The organism is Chryseobacterium camelliae (assembly GCF_002770595.1).
In the GTDB taxonomy this organism is placed as follows: Bacteria; Bacteroidota; Bacteroidia; order Flavobacteriales; family Weeksellaceae; genus Chryseobacterium; species Chryseobacterium camelliae.
In genome coordinates this window covers 1,045,935-1,063,574 of the sequence record NZ_CP022986.1, presented here as the reverse complement: position 1 = coordinate 1,063,574, position 17,640 = coordinate 1,045,935, and the positions used below count along the sequence as shown (strand labels likewise).

General features: G+C 37.6%; 16 protein-coding genes and 1 pseudogene. 10 read left to right on the top strand and 7 right to left on the bottom strand.

Annotated features, from left to right (window positions below; translation table 11 throughout):
• Positions 1–4 precede the first annotated feature (4 nt).
• The 6 genes and pseudogenes from CGB83_RS04805 (at position 5) to CGB83_RS04795 (ending at position 5,987) form a co-directional block, all read left to right on the top strand.
• A complete protein-coding gene (locus CGB83_RS04805) occupies positions 5–3,082 on the top strand; it encodes a lantibiotic dehydratase (RefSeq protein ID WP_100074778.1) in 3,078 nt (1,025 codons plus the stop codon).
• A gap of 2 nt (positions 3,083–3,084) precedes the next feature.
• Entirely contained in the window at positions 3,085–3,333 is a 249-nt protein-coding gene (locus CGB83_RS20710) for a class I lanthipeptide (protein ID WP_194294483.1), read from the top strand.
• A gap of 224 nt (positions 3,334–3,557) precedes the next feature.
• A pseudogene (locus CGB83_RS20705) lies at positions 3,558–3,632 on the top strand (class I lanthipeptide); the annotation flags it as partial.
• Between the two features lie 22 nt (positions 3,633–3,654).
• On the top strand, positions 3,655–3,792 hold the full coding sequence (locus CGB83_RS20435; protein WP_157761331.1) for a hypothetical protein: 138 nt from the start codon (positions 3,655–3,657) through the stop codon (positions 3,790–3,792).
• Between the two features lie 271 nt (positions 3,793–4,063).
• The gene (locus CGB83_RS04800; RefSeq protein WP_157761329.1) at positions 4,064–5,167 is read left to right on the top strand and encodes a hypothetical protein; all 1,104 of its coding nucleotides are present in this window, start codon (positions 4,064–4,066) and stop codon (positions 5,165–5,167) included.
• On the top strand, positions 5,157–5,987 hold the full coding sequence (locus CGB83_RS04795) for a GLPGLI family protein (protein ID WP_157761327.1): 831 nt from the start codon (positions 5,157–5,159) through the stop codon (positions 5,985–5,987). Before CGB83_RS04800 ends, CGB83_RS04795 begins: the two co-directional genes overlap by 11 nt.
• Before the next feature lie 138 nt (positions 5,988–6,125).
• On the opposite strand, the gene CGB83_RS04790 is transcribed toward CGB83_RS04795, so the two are convergent.
• From CGB83_RS04790 to CGB83_RS20105, 7 genes are all read right to left on the bottom strand, one after another.
• Entirely contained in the window at positions 6,126–6,947 is an 822-nt protein-coding gene (locus CGB83_RS04790; protein WP_100074775.1) for an alpha/beta fold hydrolase, read from the bottom strand.
• Positions 6,948–7,224: 277 nt separating this feature from the next.
• The gene (locus tag CGB83_RS04785; RefSeq protein WP_100074774.1) at positions 7,225–8,193 is read right to left on the bottom strand and encodes an NAD(P)H-quinone oxidoreductase; all 969 of its coding nucleotides are present in this window, start codon (positions 8,191–8,193) and stop codon (positions 7,225–7,227) included.
• Positions 8,194–8,538: 345 nt separating this feature from the next.
• Positions 8,539–9,114: a hypothetical protein gene (locus CGB83_RS04780; protein ID WP_100074773.1), complete on the bottom strand. Its 576-nt coding sequence runs from the start codon at positions 9,112–9,114 to the stop codon at positions 8,539–8,541.
• Between the two features lie 143 nt (positions 9,115–9,257).
• Positions 9,258–10,232: a S41 family peptidase gene (locus CGB83_RS04775; RefSeq protein WP_100074772.1), complete on the bottom strand. Its 975-nt coding sequence runs from the start codon at positions 10,230–10,232 to the stop codon at positions 9,258–9,260.
• A 123-nt stretch (positions 10,233–10,355) separates the two neighbouring features.
• Positions 10,356–10,481, bottom strand: coding sequence for a hypothetical protein (locus CGB83_RS20575; protein ID WP_257790670.1), 126 nt, complete (start codon positions 10,479–10,481; stop codon positions 10,356–10,358).
• A 43-nt stretch (positions 10,482–10,524) separates the two neighbouring features.
• A complete protein-coding gene (locus tag CGB83_RS04770; protein ID WP_100074771.1) occupies positions 10,525–12,009 on the bottom strand; it encodes a serine hydrolase domain-containing protein in 1,485 nt (494 codons plus the stop codon).
• Between the two features lie 153 nt (positions 12,010–12,162).
• A complete protein-coding gene (locus CGB83_RS20105; RefSeq protein WP_157761325.1) occupies positions 12,163–12,306 on the bottom strand; it encodes a hypothetical protein in 144 nt (47 codons plus the stop codon).
• A gap of 330 nt (positions 12,307–12,636) precedes the next feature.
• Here CGB83_RS20105 and CGB83_RS04765 point away from each other — a divergent pair, with 330 nt between their 5' ends.
• From CGB83_RS04765 to CGB83_RS04755, 4 genes are all read left to right on the top strand, one after another.
• Positions 12,637–13,536 (top strand): alpha/beta hydrolase family protein, encoded by a 900-nt coding sequence (locus CGB83_RS04765; protein WP_100074770.1) that lies wholly within the window; start codon positions 12,637–12,639, stop codon positions 13,534–13,536.
• Positions 13,537–13,640: 104 nt separating this feature from the next.
• A complete protein-coding gene (locus CGB83_RS04760) occupies positions 13,641–14,480 on the top strand; it encodes a GLPGLI family protein (protein ID WP_100074769.1) in 840 nt (279 codons plus the stop codon).
• A 206-nt stretch (positions 14,481–14,686) separates the two neighbouring features.
• The gene (locus CGB83_RS20430; RefSeq protein ID WP_228420110.1) at positions 14,687–14,965 is read left to right on the top strand and encodes a hypothetical protein; all 279 of its coding nucleotides are present in this window, start codon (positions 14,687–14,689) and stop codon (positions 14,963–14,965) included.
• A gap of 6 nt (positions 14,966–14,971) precedes the next feature.
• Positions 14,972–17,578: an AsmA-like C-terminal region-containing protein gene (locus CGB83_RS04755; protein ID WP_228420107.1), complete on the top strand. Its 2,607-nt coding sequence runs from the start codon at positions 14,972–14,974 to the stop codon at positions 17,576–17,578.
• The last annotated feature ends 62 nt before the right edge of the window (positions 17,579–17,640 follow it).

Sequence of the window (17,640 nt, the reverse complement as noted above, 5' to 3'; positions counted from 1 at the left end):
CAAAATGAACAATTTATTTTCAAAAAGTCTTTTAAGAACGCCCATTTATTCTCTTGAAGATTATAAAAATATTTCTGACTTAGATAAAAAATCTCTTTTTGAGTATTTAAAAAAAGATGAATTCTTTCTATACGCTTTATATACATCTTCTCCGGTCCTTTATGATTCTCTTACCATAATACAGGATTTTGATGAAAAACTACATAGTAAGATACTGCTTAGCTGCTATAAATACTATACTAGAATGTGTACCCGGTGTATTCCATTCGGTTTATTTTCTGGGGTTAATATTATAAATCATGAGAAAACAGCTGGAAATTCACATTTAATTAGAAATAATTCTATCAAAACACATACTAGGTTAGATTCTAATTATTATCATGTACTACATGAATCTTTCAGTACATTTGAAAAATCAGAAATAAGGTATTACACCAATACGAGCTTATATAAATTGGGGAAAGTGTTTCGATATACTGAATATGAATCTGAAAAATTTTCTGGTAAAAGGAAATATATTTTATCGCAGATTGAATCGGATGCAATACTCAATAAAATAATTAAGTTCTGTAAAAAAGGTGCTTACTATGTTGATATAGTGCGACTGGTAGCAGATGAAGGCTATGAAATGGAAGATTCTAGAGAATATATTGATCTCTTAATTGAATCCCAAATCATAGTTAATAATTTTTCAGTATCTACCATAGGAGAAACTTCAGAAAAGTTTTTGTTGAATGAATACAAAAAAAATGAAAATTCAAATGAATTCAAATTTTTGAAATGTGTTAACGACATGTTATCTGAAATTGATCACACAGATTTTCAAACCTCCTTCAGTAAGACAAAAGAACTCGAAAACCTTTTATTAAGCAGGACAACATCTAAAAGTGATGGTTTATATTTTCATAAAGAAGTATATTTTGATTCCGCAGAATTTAACTTTGAAGATTCTAAGTTAATTAGAAATGCCGTGGAACATGCACAGTTGCTTGGACAAAAAATTAATCCTTCCAACACCAGGATCGCAAAATTTGTTGAAACTTATAGTAAACGATATGGCGATACGGTTAGAAAACTCACTGATGTCATAGATATAGAATCTGGTATCGGATACGGTAATTTTTTAAATTCCGGAGGAATTGATGATAGCAGTATCTTATCAGGATTAAAGAACACTACCATGCCTAATTCTTCCATTGAACTAACAGACATTGATTTATTTCTCATTAGTAAAATAAAAAATAATATTGATTCCAAATCCATAGATATAGAAGAAAAAGAATTACAGCATTTTAAAGAAAAAAACAAAAATAGAAATTTTGAAGGAGCAACATTTTCCTTTATGGCTAATATCTATGAGAATGACGAAGAAAAAAAATATATTTACCTGAACAATATTGGTGGTAACGCTACAAGATTGGTAGGACGGTTCACTAATGGAAATAATGAGATCAAAGATTTAGCTCGTGAAATTGCAGCTTACGAAGAAAATTATTATTCTGATTATACCTGTGTTGAACTTGATTACATCCCAGAATCATCTTTAGGAAATGTGATTCATAGAGAACAATTTAGAAACTATAAAATGTCATTTCTGGCCGGGACTCAACAAGATATTTCTATAGATGATTTATTAATTCAGATCAGTAATAATAAGGTTGTTTTACTAACCGAAAAAGGAGAAAAAATATTGCCTTTTTTCTCCAATGCTTTTAATGTAAGCCACCCTAAAAACTTACCCTTATTTGAATTGCTTGTTGATGTACTGAGCCAATTTGAAATTACGAATGCAAATTTTTTTGACATAAAACATTATCACACATTTTTTAATCATATTCCGCGAATTACTATAAATAATACTATTCTTTACAGAGAAAGCTGGGCGATTGTAATAGATAGCTTAGATATTTCCAAAGAAACAGTTTTTACAGAAAAGCTAGCTACTGAAATTAAAGCCTACTTGAGTAAAAGAAATATCCCTGTTCATTTTGTATTAGCAGATGGTGATAATGAATTAGTTATCAATTATAAAAACGCGATATCACTCGAAATTTTCTTTAATGAACTGAAAAAGAAAAAATCAATGATCATCTATGAATGGTTGCCTAATGAACTTAATTCTATAGTGAAATCTCAGGACGGTTCCTCAACCTATAATAATGAGTTTTTATTCTTGAAGAAGAATACAATCAATCCGTTATTAATGCCTATTACAGATATCAGAAAAAGTAAAGCTTATAAAGTGAAAAGTCACTTAACTCCGTATTCAGAATGGGTTTATTTTAAAATTGATATAGGAAATAAAACCGTTGATAACTTCTTGTTAGGCCTTTATATTTTAGTTAAGAAATTACTGGCGGATAAAGTAATCGAAAAATTTTTCTATATTAAATATGTAGAAGGATCATTTCAGTTAAGAATCCGATTTTTACTTATGAATAAGTCAGATTATGTTCATTTATTGAATACAGTTGTACCGTATATAGAAAAGTATATAAACAATAAACAAGTTATAAAATTCTCAATTGAGACCTATGAAAGAGAAGTTTTAAGATATTATGGGAAAAAAGTAACAAATTTTGAAACAATATTTTATCATGATAGTCTTTTGTCTATTGAGATGATTAAAAAGGGTAAAGGAAATGAAACTCCTGTATGGATTTATTGTTTAGAATACATCTATATATTATTAAAGAATGTCTTATCTGAAACGGAACTCATTCTGAAATATGTTGAGGTGCTTAAAAACTCTTTTGATAAAGAGTTTAATGCAGATAAATTTACAACGAAGTCAATTAATTTAAAGTATGATAATAATATTAAAAAAATACAGGATATTGTTATTCATGAAAAATTCAGCTTAAATGTAAAAGATAAAAATTTTAGAAATATATTAGAAGAAATAAAAGAGATCTCGAAAGATGATGAGGACAAAATTTTTATTAATTTAAGCAATATTATACACATGCATATTATAAGAGTAGTTCAAAATGAGAATAGATTATATGAATATCTAATCTATTCATTCTTATCTAAAGCTATAAAAACTAAAAAATATATATCATTAACCCATAATAATTAGTAATGAAACATCTAAAAAAACTATCATTAAAGAAAGAGAAAATTTCTTCTTTAACGAATTCAGACATGCAGTCTATAACAGGAGGTAAGCAGATTGACAATGGAACAGGAAGTGTCGGAAGCTCAAGACATGACTTTACCTGTTGTTGGTGCACAGGAGGGAATGGAACTAATATTACTGACCCAAATTCCGGATGTCCAAATCCTAATCCAGGAACATCAGGAGGTCAACTTACTTGTATAAGCTGTTAGGAAAAGAATTATAGTGATTGTACTTATCAATATCAGGTTAGTTTAAGTATATAGGCTTTTCTAACACATATTTATTGAAACTGCTTTCAGTATAATGCAAAATTACGCAGAATGATTTTCTAATAATTACTAAATTTCTTAGTAAATACTAGAGTATTCTATTTTTTCTTATTTAAAGCTATAAAAACTAAAAAATATATATCATTAACCCATAATAATTAGTAATGAAACATCTAAAAAAACTATCATTAAAGAAAGAGAAAATTTCTTCTTTAACAAATTCAGATATGCAATCTATAACAGGAGGAAAAAAAACTGACAATGGAACAGGAAGTGCCGGAAGCTCAAGGCATGATTTTACCTGTTGCTGGTGCACAGGAGGGAATGAAACTGATATTACAAATTCCGGGTGTCCAGGTCCTAATCCAGGAACATCAGGAAATCAACTTACTTGTATAAGCTGTTAGGAAAAGAATTATAGTAATTGTACTTATCAATATCAGGTTAGTTTAAGTATATAGGCTTTTCTAACACATATTTATTGAAACTGCTTTCAGCATAATGCAAAATTACGTAGAATGATTTTCCAATAATTACTAAATTTCTTAATACATAATGAGTATTGAGGCCTTTTGTTAATGATCATAATAAAATATTATACAATATGTCAAGATATTATTGCTTATTCCTTATACTTTTTCTGAAAGTCTTATTTGCTCAAAACAACAAAGTGAAAATTGTAGATGCCGAAAATCTAAATCCTATTAAAAACGCGAGGATTTTAAAGGACAATAAGGTATACTATACTAATGATGACGGTCTAGTTCTGATCCCGGAAAAATTTCAGAATTTTGAAGTTTCGGCACCCAACTACCAGAACCAAAAAATTGAGAATTACACTTCAGAAATTAGGCTGAAACCATTTTATAAAACTATTGATGAGATAAAAATGGTAAATGTAAATATTAAAGATATTTTTGAAAATGTATTGAAAAATTATGCTAAAATATATTATGACCAACCCTCTTTGTATGATATAGTTTACAAACAAAAAAATTATTATGATAATAAGCTGAACTTCTTAGTAATTGCAGATGGAAAGCTCTGGACAAAAACAAATCAGTATAATTATAAAGAGGGATTTAGAAAAAATTTCGATAACATCCTACAATTACAATTAAATAATATAAGGTATTTAAAAAAGACCAATAGAGATAGTCTTTTTTCTGGCAGAACAAATGAGTTTTCTCACGAAATCATAGGAAATTATTTTTTTAATTATGAACTTTCAAGGCTTATCGGTGCATTAAAAGCTGCAGATAAAAAAATATTCGGAACTGTTGTTTCTCAGGAAGGGTATAATCAATTTATTAATTTTAAAATCAGTAAAAAGAATGGAACGGCTATTTCCGGAAACTTCACTTATAATACTTCAAATGGAGGAATGTCACGGTTTGAAGTAACGTATGATCAAAGTGATTTCCCTATTATGAAGAAAAAGGCAGCAGATGGTAAAGAGTATGATTATAAAATGGGAATTGCTTCATTAATGTTTGATTTTTACCTTAAAGACGGAAAATATATTCCTTCACGATACAACTTTAAGGGGGATAATTTCTTAATGATTATGGACAACAAAACTTTAACAAGAAAATTTGAAAAACAAATAATATATAATGTATTTACACCTTCAAACAATGATGGATTAGATTCTAAAATTGATTTTACAAAAGACTTCTGGGATAATATTCCAACCAATGATAAAAAAACAGATCCCTTGCTTTTATCAGAAGAAGAAGCTAATTTTTTAAATGTATCAACAGATGAAAAATAATTTATTGCCCATTATCTTCTTTTTCTTTTTCATAGGTAAATCCCAAACGCATAGATTTATGTATGATGTGCAGTTTAAAAAAGACTCGGCATCCAATACACTTACAAAAGAAAATTATATTTTAGATATTCATAGCAAAGATGTTTTATATTATTCTAACGATTTTTTTGTAGCAGATTCGCTTATTATGAACAACATTCCGTTTCCTGATGATATGAAATTAAAAACATCCAATATTATATCTTATCAGGTTGGAAACGATAATTTTGATGAATATGATATTTTACAAAATAACGTTTTAAAGTTGCAAACGACCGATTCTCAAAACTGGAGACTTAGTGATGAAAAGAAACAAATAAAGGATATCACATTACAGAAAGCTACGACAGATTGGGGTGGGAGAGAATGGGTTGCATGGTTTTCTTCTGAAATACCTTTTCCAGTAGGACCATATAAATTTCATGGTTTGCCGGGCTTAATATTTGAAATATATGATACAAAAAGCAATTATCGGTTTGAATTGGTAAAGTCGATGAAAATTAATGATATAGTTGACAACCAATTTATAAAGATGACAAAGCAAAAGGGTATTCCAGTATCCTGGGAAAAGTATAAGCTTACCAAAATGAAGTATTATGAATCTCCAATAGATTTCATTAGAAATGGAGTTTCTGTATCTAAGAATGATGAGTTTTTCTTAAATGATGGAACAAAAGTTAATTCTGCTAATAAAAGAGAAATTAATCAACACCTACGCTCTGTTATAAAAAAGTATAACAATCCTATCGAATTAAATAAAAAGATTAACTACCCAAAATAAAATTCTTATCTTATTGTTGATAAAATTCAAATAATTTATCATTGTATTTAATCATACATAAGCAGCATGACTAACTTTTTTCTTATGATTATATTAAAGCCGCCTCATTTCAGAATGAGACGGCTTTAATATAATCTTCTAGGCTTCAATGAACTTCAGAAGATCCCTGTTAATGGTTTCATGCTCTGTGGTGGGCATTCCGTGCGGGAAGCCGGGATAGGTAATCAGCGTTCCGTTTTTCAGCAGTTTTGCGGATTTTATAGCTGAATTTTCAATAGGGACAATCTGGTCGTCTTCACCGTGAAGGAGTAAAACAGGGATATCCACCGCTTTCAGGTCTTCTGTAAAATTGGTTTCAGAAAACGCTTTGATCCCGTCATAATGTGCTACGATGCCGCCCATCATTCCCTGTCTCCACCAGTTCCTCTGTACGCCTTCTTTCACATCGGCACCTTCTCTGTTGTAGCCGTAGAAAGGAAAGGTCAGGTCGATGAAAAACTGATTTCTGTTGTTTAGAGTCTGGTCTCTGATATTGTCGAAAACTTCCATCGGGACACCGTCAGGATTGTGTTCGCTTTTCACCATTACCGGTGGAACGGCACTGATCAAGACCGCTTTTTTTGCCCTTCCGTGGGCATATTTATTCACATAGCGGATGACTTCGCCGCCGCCTGTTGAGTGGCCGATGTGGATCACGTCTTTCAGATCTAAAAATTCAACCAGTTCAGCTGCATCAGAAGCATACTGTTCAATGGTGTGGTTGTATATATCTTGGCTGGAACGTCCATGGCCTCTTCTGTCGTGTGCTATTACTCTGTAGCCTCTCTGCAGGAAAAATATTACCTGCGCATCCCAGTCATCTGAAGACAAGGGCCATCCGTGGTGGAACATTAAAACCGGGCCTGCTCCCTGGTCTTTGTAAAAAATCTCTGTGCCGTCTTTTAATTTCAATGTACTCATGTTGTTAATTTTTAAAGTGGTTAATATATTCTGATATTTTTTCTGTCCTTATTCTTTAGCAAATGTAGGATAGTTGAATCCAATGCATCTTAATCTATGGTAATATCGTTCATTTTGAATAAAAAAATGTGAATACTGCGGTTGAATAGGATAGCCGGGACATCAATGCGGCCATTAACAATCAGTTTCCGGGAACTGCGAAATAGGGACATAAAAAACCGGCATGGAAAATCATGCCGGCATTACTGATCTCTTGTATTGTCTGATGGGGTACGACTTATCTTACCAGGATAATCTTACCGGTATGGGTACCTCCTTCCAGCAATCGGTGTGCTTCGGAAGCTTCAGAGAAAGGAAAGGTTTTAAATATCACAGGCCTGAACTTTTTGGCTGCAATCAATGGCCAGACATGATCCCGAACCTGTCCGGTCAGCTGTCTTTTAAATTCATATTCCCTGTTTCTGAGGGTGCTTCCGGTAATTGTCAGGCGTTTCTGCATCACTTTGGTGATATCAAGATTCGTCTTGCTGCCATCTACAGCATTGATATGCACCAGCCTTCCTTCCGGTTTCAGGATGCTGATGTTCTTGCCCAGATAATCACCGCCTACCATATCTAAAATGACATCTGCCCCTTCATCCTGAAGTTTTTTTTCAAAATCCTGAGTCTTATAATTGATGAATAAGTCAGCGCCCAGATCCAGGCATATCTTACCTTTTTCTTCCGATCCTGCCGTAACAATCACCTTTGAACCCAAAGCGTGGGCTATTTGGATTCCCGTAATGCCGATGCCGCTGTTTCCTCCGTGGATTAATAACGTTTCCCCAGGCTGAAGTTTTCCTCTTTGAAAGATATTTGACCACACCGTACATACCGTTTCGGGCAGGCTTGCGGCTTCGGCAAAGCTAAGGCCGTCAGGAACCGGAAGGCACTGTCCTTCGCGTACACTGACGAATTCAGCATAACCGCCTCCTTCCAGAAGAGCACAGACAGGGTCACCCACTTTAAAACCGGAGACATCCGGCCCGCATTCAGCGATTATTCCGGCAACTTCCACTCCTAAAATATCTGCCGGGACCCCGGGCGGCGGCGGGTAATTGCCTTCACGCTGAAAAACATCCAGACGGTTGATGCCCGCTGCTTTTACCTCTATCAACACCCGGTCTGCGGATATTTGGGGAGTTGGGTATTCCTTTAATTGTAGTACTTCCGGACCTCCGGATTTTGTAATGACGATTGCCTCCATTGTTTGAATTTTAGTCCTTATTGGGTTGTAATTTTCCAGGTTAGTATTGAATCAGCAGGAATGATTTCGCTTTCGGGGTTTCGAACCAATTTTTTGAAAGCTGTTATGCGGTTGATGCCTGCTGTCTGCAGCAGTCCTACTGGCTATTGTTACTGCTGGAAAATACCCAGGGTACAGTTCATAATTTGTGCCGATATGCATCGATATGAATGACCGGAGATGAATTCATCGGATTTTTACTCACCTGATCGGTAATCTCCTTCAATATAAACTGAATCGCTATTTATATTGGTCAGATAACCACTTTGGAATTTCGTCCGTTCATAAGAAAGGAATGCCTGCGGTTTATCTGTTTTTGATGATGATGTCCGGATTATATTCCAGGGCTTTATCAACGAGATGTTGTTCCTGCGCAGGATTGCTGTCCATACCGAAGAAAAAGCTTCCGCCTCTTGCTTTCTTGAAAATGACCAGTTTATTTTGCCTGCCTCTGCTGAAGTAATTGGGGCGGATTGAAATTTCACTGAGTTCTGTAAAGGAAAAATCAGGTTGGCTATACAGTTTGAAAACCCTGATCTTCCCTGAATAAATAATGAAAGAAGGAAGCTGTTTCTCCATCCACCATCTGGTTTTTCCCAGTCTCTCCATAGTTTCCAGGTCTTCATCCGTCATCACTTCGATCACCTCAAGATATCCTTTGAAAAAAGATCGCATGAAAACAGCCAGGCCAATGAATATCAGAAATCCGGGCAGCATCATATACACGGAAGTGCTGTTACCGTTCGTTATGTATCCGTAGTAGAGGAGAATGCCCATTCCTGCGGCGATAAAAGCAATACAGAATCCAACGATTCCCAGTATAATATTCCTGAGCCTGCGGACTTTTTTCAGCACTGTTTCACGGTAATTTGTTTTCAGCATATCTGGACTTATTTATATCCGGTTGTATTAAATTCATAAAATTATGATCAGGCCTGTTAATTATAAAACTGCAGTTTTTGCAGGATTCTACCTGAATAAAAGCATTGTATGCAGGTAGAAACCGTGCACGGAATTTCTGGATTTTAACGGTTTTCCGGCAAGACAGCAATATAATCCTGAAGGTTTTTGGACTTGACATACCGGTCCGGAGCAATACCTTTTCCAACCTCCTTGTATTGATCCCCCTTCCTGTTCACCAGGATTCCTGTGGTAAGCTTCAGAATGGCACCGTCTGACATCCTGAACTCAGAATTGTCAGAAGTGAGTCCCTGGGTATGGGTTCCGATGATCGTGGTGTTTTTCTGCCCGGCAAAAGCCGCGGTAACAAATTCACCGGAACTTGCGGTCTTTTTACTGACCAGGATATAGATCGGGATTTTTTTATGTTGCAGGGTAATTGCCGGAACCTCTATGGTGGCGATCACCGTCTGGCCGAAAAGCACATCATTTTTGCGGTTGGCATAATAGCTGGTCCTGCCGCTGTTATCGATGGATCCAACAGCTTTTTCGCTGTCTAAAAACGGCTGTACGGCTTTGAACATCGGAGAAAACATTCCTCCGTCGTTGTTCCTGAGATCCAGGATCCAGGCTTTTGGGTTGCGGGCATCCAGGGCTTTTATTTTTTTATAAAAATCACTCACGTACAGCTTCCAGTCGTCCTGGTTCAGATTGCCGATGGCCGGAACCGAAAGATAGGCCAGCTGGCCATTGATCAGGCTGTCTTTTGAATACGGGAACTCCAGTCCGGATTCCGTGTAGCGCTTCATGTAGGCACTGACCATTTCCGGAGGATAAAATCCGGAATGCTGGTCCTGAAGCAGCTCAAGGCTTTTAGTAATGATCGGATAGGCTTCCCTGGCTGTTCCTTTATCGGCAGCAGAAGCCAGAGCTTCTTCCGAGAGCTTTGTCCAGTCCACCGTCCCTTTATTGACTGAGTTTTTCTTCATCAGCGTGATGGCCTCTTCAACGTAGCTTACGGCATTTTTCTGAGCTGACAGGGTACAGGAGATCATCAGGCAGTAAAAAAACAGATACAATCTTGGGAGTATTCCGGTCATTATTTCTTGGGTTTTTTAGGTTTTTAATCTACGGATTATTTAAGAATATGACATCAAATTAATTTGCCTGCTGCATAAAGACATTTAGGATACACAGCCATTAACAGAATGAGCCCGTAACGATCAATCCGCCAACGAATCGAATGCTGTTTTTAATGTATTATCAGAAGGCAGTTTTATTTGATCTGTCTGAGCAAAACAACCTGCTGCGCATGTTATAAAAGTGGCCGTTAAAACAAGCTTTTTCATAGAGGTTTAAATTTATCAAGAGATGTATTCCACAGAGGCATTCTCATTTTTTATCTTTTAAATAATTAGCTGCATTGGTGTTCTCCGGATTCAATTGCAGAGATTTCCTGTAGTTAAGGATCGCCTCCTTCCTGCTTCCAATCGCTTCAAGTATTTCGCCATAGCTGTCATACACATTGGAACTTTTGGGAAACAGCAGGGTATTCAGCTTGAAAACCTGCAATGCTTCATTTTTTTTGTCCTGTTCCACAAGCTGATAACCCCAGGCATTCAATTCATCTTCTGTCAGGGTAAAGTTTTTATGGCTTTTCTTGATTTTATTAAAAATTTTCTCTGCATTTTCAAAACCACCCTTCAGAAGTTCCTGACGCAGAAACTTTAAATTTTTACTTAACCCGAAACCGTTTTTCACTTTCATATCCGGAAGATAGAAACCCGCAATTTCATCTATGAACCATTCAGGACTTGAGCCCTGGAGATTGGTTAAAACGATTATGGACAGGTTATCCTGAGGATATAGGAACAATGCAGAGCGCATTCCGCCGACGGGCGCCAGTGCGGGGTGCTCTTCTCTGACTACTGTCGGCCAGCCCAAAGCATATCCGTTGGTCAGCTTGTTGAATCCGCCGATGCTCCCATCATTCAGTCTTGCTGTAGCGAACATCTGATCTATGCTTGACTGATTTTTCAGCAGTTCTCTTCTTTGCAGAGCAAGAAGCCATTTACTCAGGTCTTTGGATGTTGAAATGATTCCTGTTGCCGTTCTGAAAAACAGAGGAAAAACAGCAAAGGAATTATGCAGTTTACCATCATTGATCCATTTTCCGTTGTCATTGTACAGGGTTGAATACGAGTTTGAATTATTCGGAATGATATCGCTGGAATCACCAAATCGGGTAGAAGTCATACCACAGGTTTTGAATTGGTTTTCTTCAATGAACTTTGTGAAATGCTGACCGCTGAGTCCGGTTATGATCCTCCCTAAAATATAATATCCTGTCTGATTGTAACTGAACTTTTCTCCGGGCCTGAATTCCATAGGTAACTTCTTCACCATTTCCCAGTTGTTGTTTTCACTGCCATCTCCCAATACCTGTTCTTTTTCGTCAATATTATTGGGAAAACCGGAAGTGTTGCTTAAAACCTGTTCAATCCTTATTGATTTCCATTGGTCCGGAATATCGTCCACATATTTGGATATCGGATCTTTTACATTCAATTTTCCCTGCTCCTGCAACTGTAGTACTGCCACGCCTACAAAGGCCTTGGTCATGGAGTTGATTGAAAAAGTTGTTTCTGAACCTGTGACCACCTGATGTTCCAGGCTGGCAAAACCGTAGTTTTCCAGTTTATCCAATGTTCCATTCCGGAGGATCGCCAGCTGAAGGCCCGGAATGTGCAGCTGCGTCATTTTTCCTTTGATGAACGAATCGATACTGTCCGTTCTGCTCTGAGCAGTCAGTTGCTTTGAAAATGATACTGCCAATAGCAGAAATATAATTCTGATGGATCGGAATGGCTTGTTCATGCAAATTATTTTAGTGGTTCAGTTACTGATATAACAGTTTTAACAACCAGATTGTTACATGAAGTTGTAAAATAAATTGTTTCCTTTCTCTGTGTCACTGAAAGATTTACGTTATTTTTTTGGATTTCATATCAATGGACTGTTTGTAGATCGTTATCCACCGCTACTAAATGCCAGTAAAGGACAGGTTTGAAGCTGCAGTTTCTGCTCCAATGTAAGGGTAACCCTATTTCTTCCTGATCTTCTGCAGAGTGTTTTCTGGAACATTGTCAGGAAGGCAGCCACGAACTCTTCCATCAGGTGATGTTTGACTGGCTGGATGATACTTTCGGGTACTATAACGGGTAATATTGCATCCTTCAGCCATCACAATGAGCCAAATGACAGAGAATGAATGTGACGGTAGATCATGACTTTATTCTTTTTTATGGGTAGCTGATGATTCTTTTGCGTTCATGGTCATTAACTTTCTTATATTGGCATTTTAGAAAAGCATATTAAAACTGCAGCATATATGGATTGAAAATAAAATTTCAGCATCAGGAAAAACCAAAGAATACATACCTGTATTTCAGGTTTTATGTATTGCGGAAAGGACCATGTAGAATCAATTATCTTTAAAACAAAATGAACATCAACCTTTTTTATAAGTTATATTTTTGGGCATTACTGACGGCCCTACCGGTACATGCATTTTCACAATCGACAAACCTTGCCATTCAGGAGGTGAAGTTTCAAAGTCAGGGCATTACGCTTGCCGGCTCAATGGTAAAGCCTGAAAACCCATTGGCAGCAGTGGTCATTGTCCATGGGTCAGACCCGGTAAAAAGAGAACTGGAATTTGCCAAGCGCCTGGCTAAAGAAGGTATTGCGGTATTTACCTATGATAAACGCGGGGTTGGGGCATCCGGAGGTATCTACGTAGGTCCGTCGGTGGGTACTAATAATATAGATCATGCAAATCTTAATCTGTTGTCTGATGATGCAGATGCTGCCGTGAATATATTTCGGACCTATTTGAAAGATAAAAAAATACCCATCGGATTAGTAGGTTTCAGCCAGGCAGGATGGATCATTCCCATGACGGCCGGCAAGAACCCACTGGTAGAATTCATGGTATTATTCAGTTGCCCTACCATTACTACGTTAGAACAACTGCGATTTCAGTTTTATACCAATGGCGACAGTCATTTTTGGGAAAACCATACAGACGCAGATGCCCGTGAGCATATTAAAAATGATCCGGACAGGTATCAGTTTGCAGCAACCGACCCAAAAACTGAGCTCAGAAATATTTCCATTCCGGGACTTTGGCTTTTTGGAGAAAAAGATATACAAATTCCCGTCCCCCTGTGCATTGAGCAATTGAACTCATTCAAGGCTCAGGGTAAACCTTTTGAATATGCGCTGTTTTCAGCATTGGGCCACAATACGGCATCTGCCGGTAATGCACAGCCTTTTGATATATCCGTTCAATGGATAAAACGGAACGCTTTAAACATCAATAAGTTGAGGACATTAAAATAAACCTGAAATCAGCCGGGAAGCAGGGCTGCCGGACTGCTTTTTTAGTACATGAGACGTTCAACAGCAGCATTCCTGCTGAATGTTTAAGTTAATAGCGCTATACCATGATCAGAAAAACATTATTTATCTTCATGATTGTACTTCCGCTGTTCTGTTGTAGTCAAAAGTACTCTTTTACGTACGGGTATACTTTCAGGCCGGACTCTTTACATTTGGAGAAAACTGAAACTGAACTGATGGGATTGTTTGTAGACAAAAACGAATCCGCCTATCTCAGCCTGAGAAAAACAAAGAGAGACTCGGCCATTGCACAAAAGATGGAGTCAGGCGGCACCTCTGCAAATATGTCAGTTTCATTAAATACCTTCCCGAAAGAAAAAATTACGGAAATTATTCAGAAAAACCGGCAATCAGATGAAGTGGTAACGTACCGGTCCTTAGGTGGTGACAGGTTTAAAATCACTCAGCATATTACATACAACTGGCATATACAGGCAGAAACGAATGAGATACAGGGTAAAAAATGTCAGCTTGCCACAATGGAATACAGAGGCAGAACCTATCATGCCTGGTTTACTGATGAAATTCCCATTTCCGAAGGACCTTATAAGTTTCGTGGACTTCCGGGCCTGATTGTGAAGATCGAGGACACCAAAAAACAACATGTCTGGGAGCTGCAAGGCATTGAAAAGTTCAGAAGTATAAAACTTAACTTTTCGAAATCTATTCCCGTTACAGAAATGCAGTATAAAAAAGCCGTTGAAAATTACCTCAGGGATCCGCTGAGTAAACTGAAGGAGCTCATGCAGAGAAATAATGTTACCGGCATTACAACCACTTTACCTGACGGAAGCTCTTACTCGGATGCCGAATATGTAAAGATGAGAATCAGGAGAATACAGGATCAGTTTAAGGAAAATAACAATACTATAGAACTTAATTAGGCAGGAAGCCGGATGAATTCACTATCCGGATGTCCCGCATATACTCATGTACATCAGGAATTCCCGATGTTTTTTTAGAGCAGGATTGAATACAAGTGCTGTTGTATTCAATAGCATGCATGATAGTTACCTGCGATCTGCTGCTCAGAATGATATCGTAAGTGGCTTAATTTATGATGATCAGCTTACTAGTAAAAAAATATTCTATGGAAGTTAAAAAGATCTTTATAAAAATTCTGAAATGGACAGGAATTGCGGTAGGTTCTATTCTTCTTTTGATGTTTATCATCCCTGCGCTGTTTCCGGGAACCATCTCGGAGCAGGTGAAAATATTTGCCAATAAACATCTTGCCGGCAAACTCGACTATAAAAAAAGCCACCTTACATTTTTCAGGCATTTTCCTTCACTCACTGTTTCTGTGGATGATTTCCTGCTTAAAGGGTCAAAACCATTTCAGAACGATACGTTATTGTCGGCCCGCTAAGTTGCTGTGGGGATTAACCTTAAAAACCTGATCTTTAACGGACATGTTAAAATTGATGAGATCTACGTTACCGATGCTTATGCAAATGTTTTTGTCAATTCCAAAGGAGAGGCCAACTACAATGTTTACGTTGCAAAGCCTTCTGAAAAACCAAAGGATACAACCGGTACAGGTACTTCCATAAAGCTGGACCTGATTAAGCTGAGAAACTGGAATGTCAGATACAATGACCATTCGGCCCGGGTCCTGGTGGACGCCAAAGGCCTGAACTATACCGGGAAGGGCGGTTTAAGCGAAGACATCTTTGACCTGACTACTTATCTTGATATTGATAAACTTGATTTCAGCTTAAACCGAACGTATTATGCAAAACAGAAATCGCTGCATGCGGATCTGATAACAAGGATCAATACCAATGCACTGACTTTTGTCCTGCGGAAGAACGAGCTGAGAATTAATGACCTGCCACTGAAATTTACCGGTTTCGTGAGTGTCCTGAAAGACGGATATAATCTTGATATCAATGCAGCTTCGGAAAAAACCACCGTCCGTAACATGATTTCTGTTCTGCCGCCGCAATACCTGGATTGGGCAAAAGATACCAGGATTGAAGGGAAAAGCGATCTGTTTTTCAGCCTTAAAGGCCGGTTCAGCGAACCTAAAAAACTGAAGCCCCGGTTACAGGCCAGGCTGCTGGTGAAAGATGGCTTTGTTTCCAACGGAAAAGCACCGGTTCCCATGAATAATTTCAATATGGACCTGAATGTAGACTTTCCCGACCTGAATACAGACCAGCTTGGGCTGGACCTGAAAAATTTAAGTTTTGATTTAGGGAAGAGCAACAATTTCAAAGCGGTAGTAAGGACTAAGGGCTTAAATGAAATGCAGGTATTTGCCGATGTGAAAGGGGCAGTCAATTTACAGACCCTGAGCCAGGCCCTGGGTCTGAAAAACATGGAGATCAAAGGCCTGTTGGATACTAACATCAAAGCCAACGGATTGTTCAGCCTGGATAAAAAACTGTTTCCGAAAACCCAGGGCTACCTTCATGTAAAAAACGGATGGCTGAAAACCAAATACTATCCTAATCCGATTAAGGATATCCAGATTATGGCGAATGTTACGAACACGGACGGAACATTTAAGAGCTTAGGCGTACGGCTGAATCCGTTTACATTTGATTTTGAAGGAAATCCCGTATTCGTTAATGCAGACCTTCAGAATTTTGAAGATGTCCTGTACAAAGTGCGTGCGAAAGGCGTGCTGAACATAGGAAGAATTTATAAGGTGTTTGCAAAGAAAGGCTTTGACGTCAACGGCCTTATTATCGCTGACCTCTCACTGAACGGCCGCCAGAGTTATGCCACGACCGGTCAGTATAACAAACTGGATAATAAAGGGAATCTGATTTTAAAAAATATAAAAGCTACTACAGAATACCTTCCCAAATCCTTCTACATCAAAGAAGGGAACTTCCAGTTTGAAAATGAGAAGATGTGGTTCAGGAAGTTTATTACGACATACGGTCAGTCGGATTTTGCGTTGAACGGCTATCTTTTAAATACCATCAATTACTTTATTGAAAGGAAAGGAACGCTTCACGGGAAGTTCAAGCTGAAATCAAGGTATATTCTGATCGATGAATTCATGGCTTTAAAAGAGGGTGATAATTCCAGGAAGTCCATAGAAGTGGATTATGCCAAAGTAGAGAATCCTAAAAGCAGCGGGGTAGTGATTGTTCCGAAGAACCTGGATGTTTCTTTGGAAGCTGATGCAAAAACGGTTGAATTCAAAGGATTAAAGCTTAATAATGTCTTCGGTTTAGCCTCTGTAGACCGGGGGCAGGTGTACCTTAAAAACACTTCTTTAGGTGTGGTAGGAAGCAGGATGACTATTGATGCACGCTACCAGGATGAATCCCCGATCACTGCCAATTACGATATCGCCCTGAAAGTTCTGGATTTTGATGTGCAGCGGGCCTATAAGGAAATTGATATGGTCCGGGAAATGGCCACCGCAGCAAAAAATGTGAAGGGTATTGTATCCATAGACTACAAGTTAAAAGGAGATTTCGATAAAAACATGAAGCCTATTTATCCCTCCCTGGAGGGTGGAGGAGTGGTGAATCTCCGGGATGTGGAGGTTAAGAATCTGAAAATGCTCTCTGCCGTCGGAGATAACATCGGAGCAAAAGCCTTCAATGATCCTGATATGAAAGGGGTGAATATCGAGACCCACAGTAAAAACAATCTGATTCACGTTGATAAATTTACCTTTAAAGTTTCTATTTTAAGGCCGACGGTAAGTGGTACCACCAGTTTTAACGGATTGCTGGATTTAAGAATCAGGGTCGGGATCCTGCCCGGAGGGATCATAGGGTTTCCTGTTGTGGTTACCGGAACGCATGAAAAACCGAAAGTGAAAATTTTCAGTAAGACTGGCCAGGGAATTATTGATGCCCTCTACAATAAAAAATCCAACAAAGTGATCCGTCAGGAGAGACGTGCCGAGAAAAAGACCAGGAGGCAGCAGCGCAGGGAAAAAGAAGCCCAGGAACAGAATGCAAAAGCGGCTGAGAAGACCATATCTAAAGATTTGAAAGATAAAAATTAGGTAAGATGCCGTCATTGGTTCTTAGGTAAGAAATAGCCTGAAACTACCCTTTAACGGAATGT

Coding starts and splice junctions, on each gene's coding strand:
- CGB83_RS04805 (WP_100074778.1), top strand. CDS start 5: ATGAACAATTTATTTTCAAAAAGTCTTTTAAGAACGCCCATTTATTCT.
- CGB83_RS20710 (WP_194294483.1), top strand. CDS start 3,085: ATGAAACATCTAAAAAAACTATCATTAAAGAAAGAGAAAATTTCTTCT.
- CGB83_RS20435 (WP_157761331.1), top strand. CDS start 3,655: ATGGAACAGGAAGTGCCGGAAGCTCAAGGCATGATTTTACCTGTTGCT.
- CGB83_RS04795 (WP_157761327.1), top strand. CDS start 5,157: ATGAAAAATAATTTATTGCCCATTATCTTCTTTTTCTTTTTCATAGGT.
- CGB83_RS04790 (WP_100074775.1), bottom strand. CDS start 6,947: ATGAGTACATTGAAATTAAAAGACGGCACAGAGATTTTTTACAAAGAC.
- CGB83_RS04785 (WP_100074774.1), bottom strand. CDS start 8,193: ATGGAGGCAATCGTCATTACAAAATCCGGAGGTCCGGAAGTACTACAA.
- CGB83_RS04780 (WP_100074773.1), bottom strand. CDS start 9,114: ATGCTGAAAACAAATTACCGTGAAACAGTGCTGAAAAAAGTCCGCAGG.
- CGB83_RS04775 (WP_100074772.1), bottom strand. CDS start 10,232: ATGACCGGAATACTCCCAAGATTGTATCTGTTTTTTTACTGCCTGATG.
- CGB83_RS20575 (WP_257790670.1), bottom strand. CDS start 10,481: ATGAAAAAGCTTGTTTTAACGGCCACTTTTATAACATGCGCAGCAGGT.
- CGB83_RS04770 (WP_100074771.1), bottom strand. CDS start 12,009: ATGAACAAGCCATTCCGATCCATCAGAATTATATTTCTGCTATTGGCA.
- CGB83_RS20105 (WP_157761325.1), bottom strand. CDS start 12,306: ATGGAAGAGTTCGTGGCTGCCTTCCTGACAATGTTCCAGAAAACACTC.
- CGB83_RS04765 (WP_100074770.1), top strand. CDS start 12,637: ATGAACATCAACCTTTTTTATAAGTTATATTTTTGGGCATTACTGACG.
- CGB83_RS04760 (WP_100074769.1), top strand. CDS start 13,641: ATGATCAGAAAAACATTATTTATCTTCATGATTGTACTTCCGCTGTTC.
- CGB83_RS20430 (WP_228420110.1), top strand. CDS start 14,687: ATGGAAGTTAAAAAGATCTTTATAAAAATTCTGAAATGGACAGGAATT.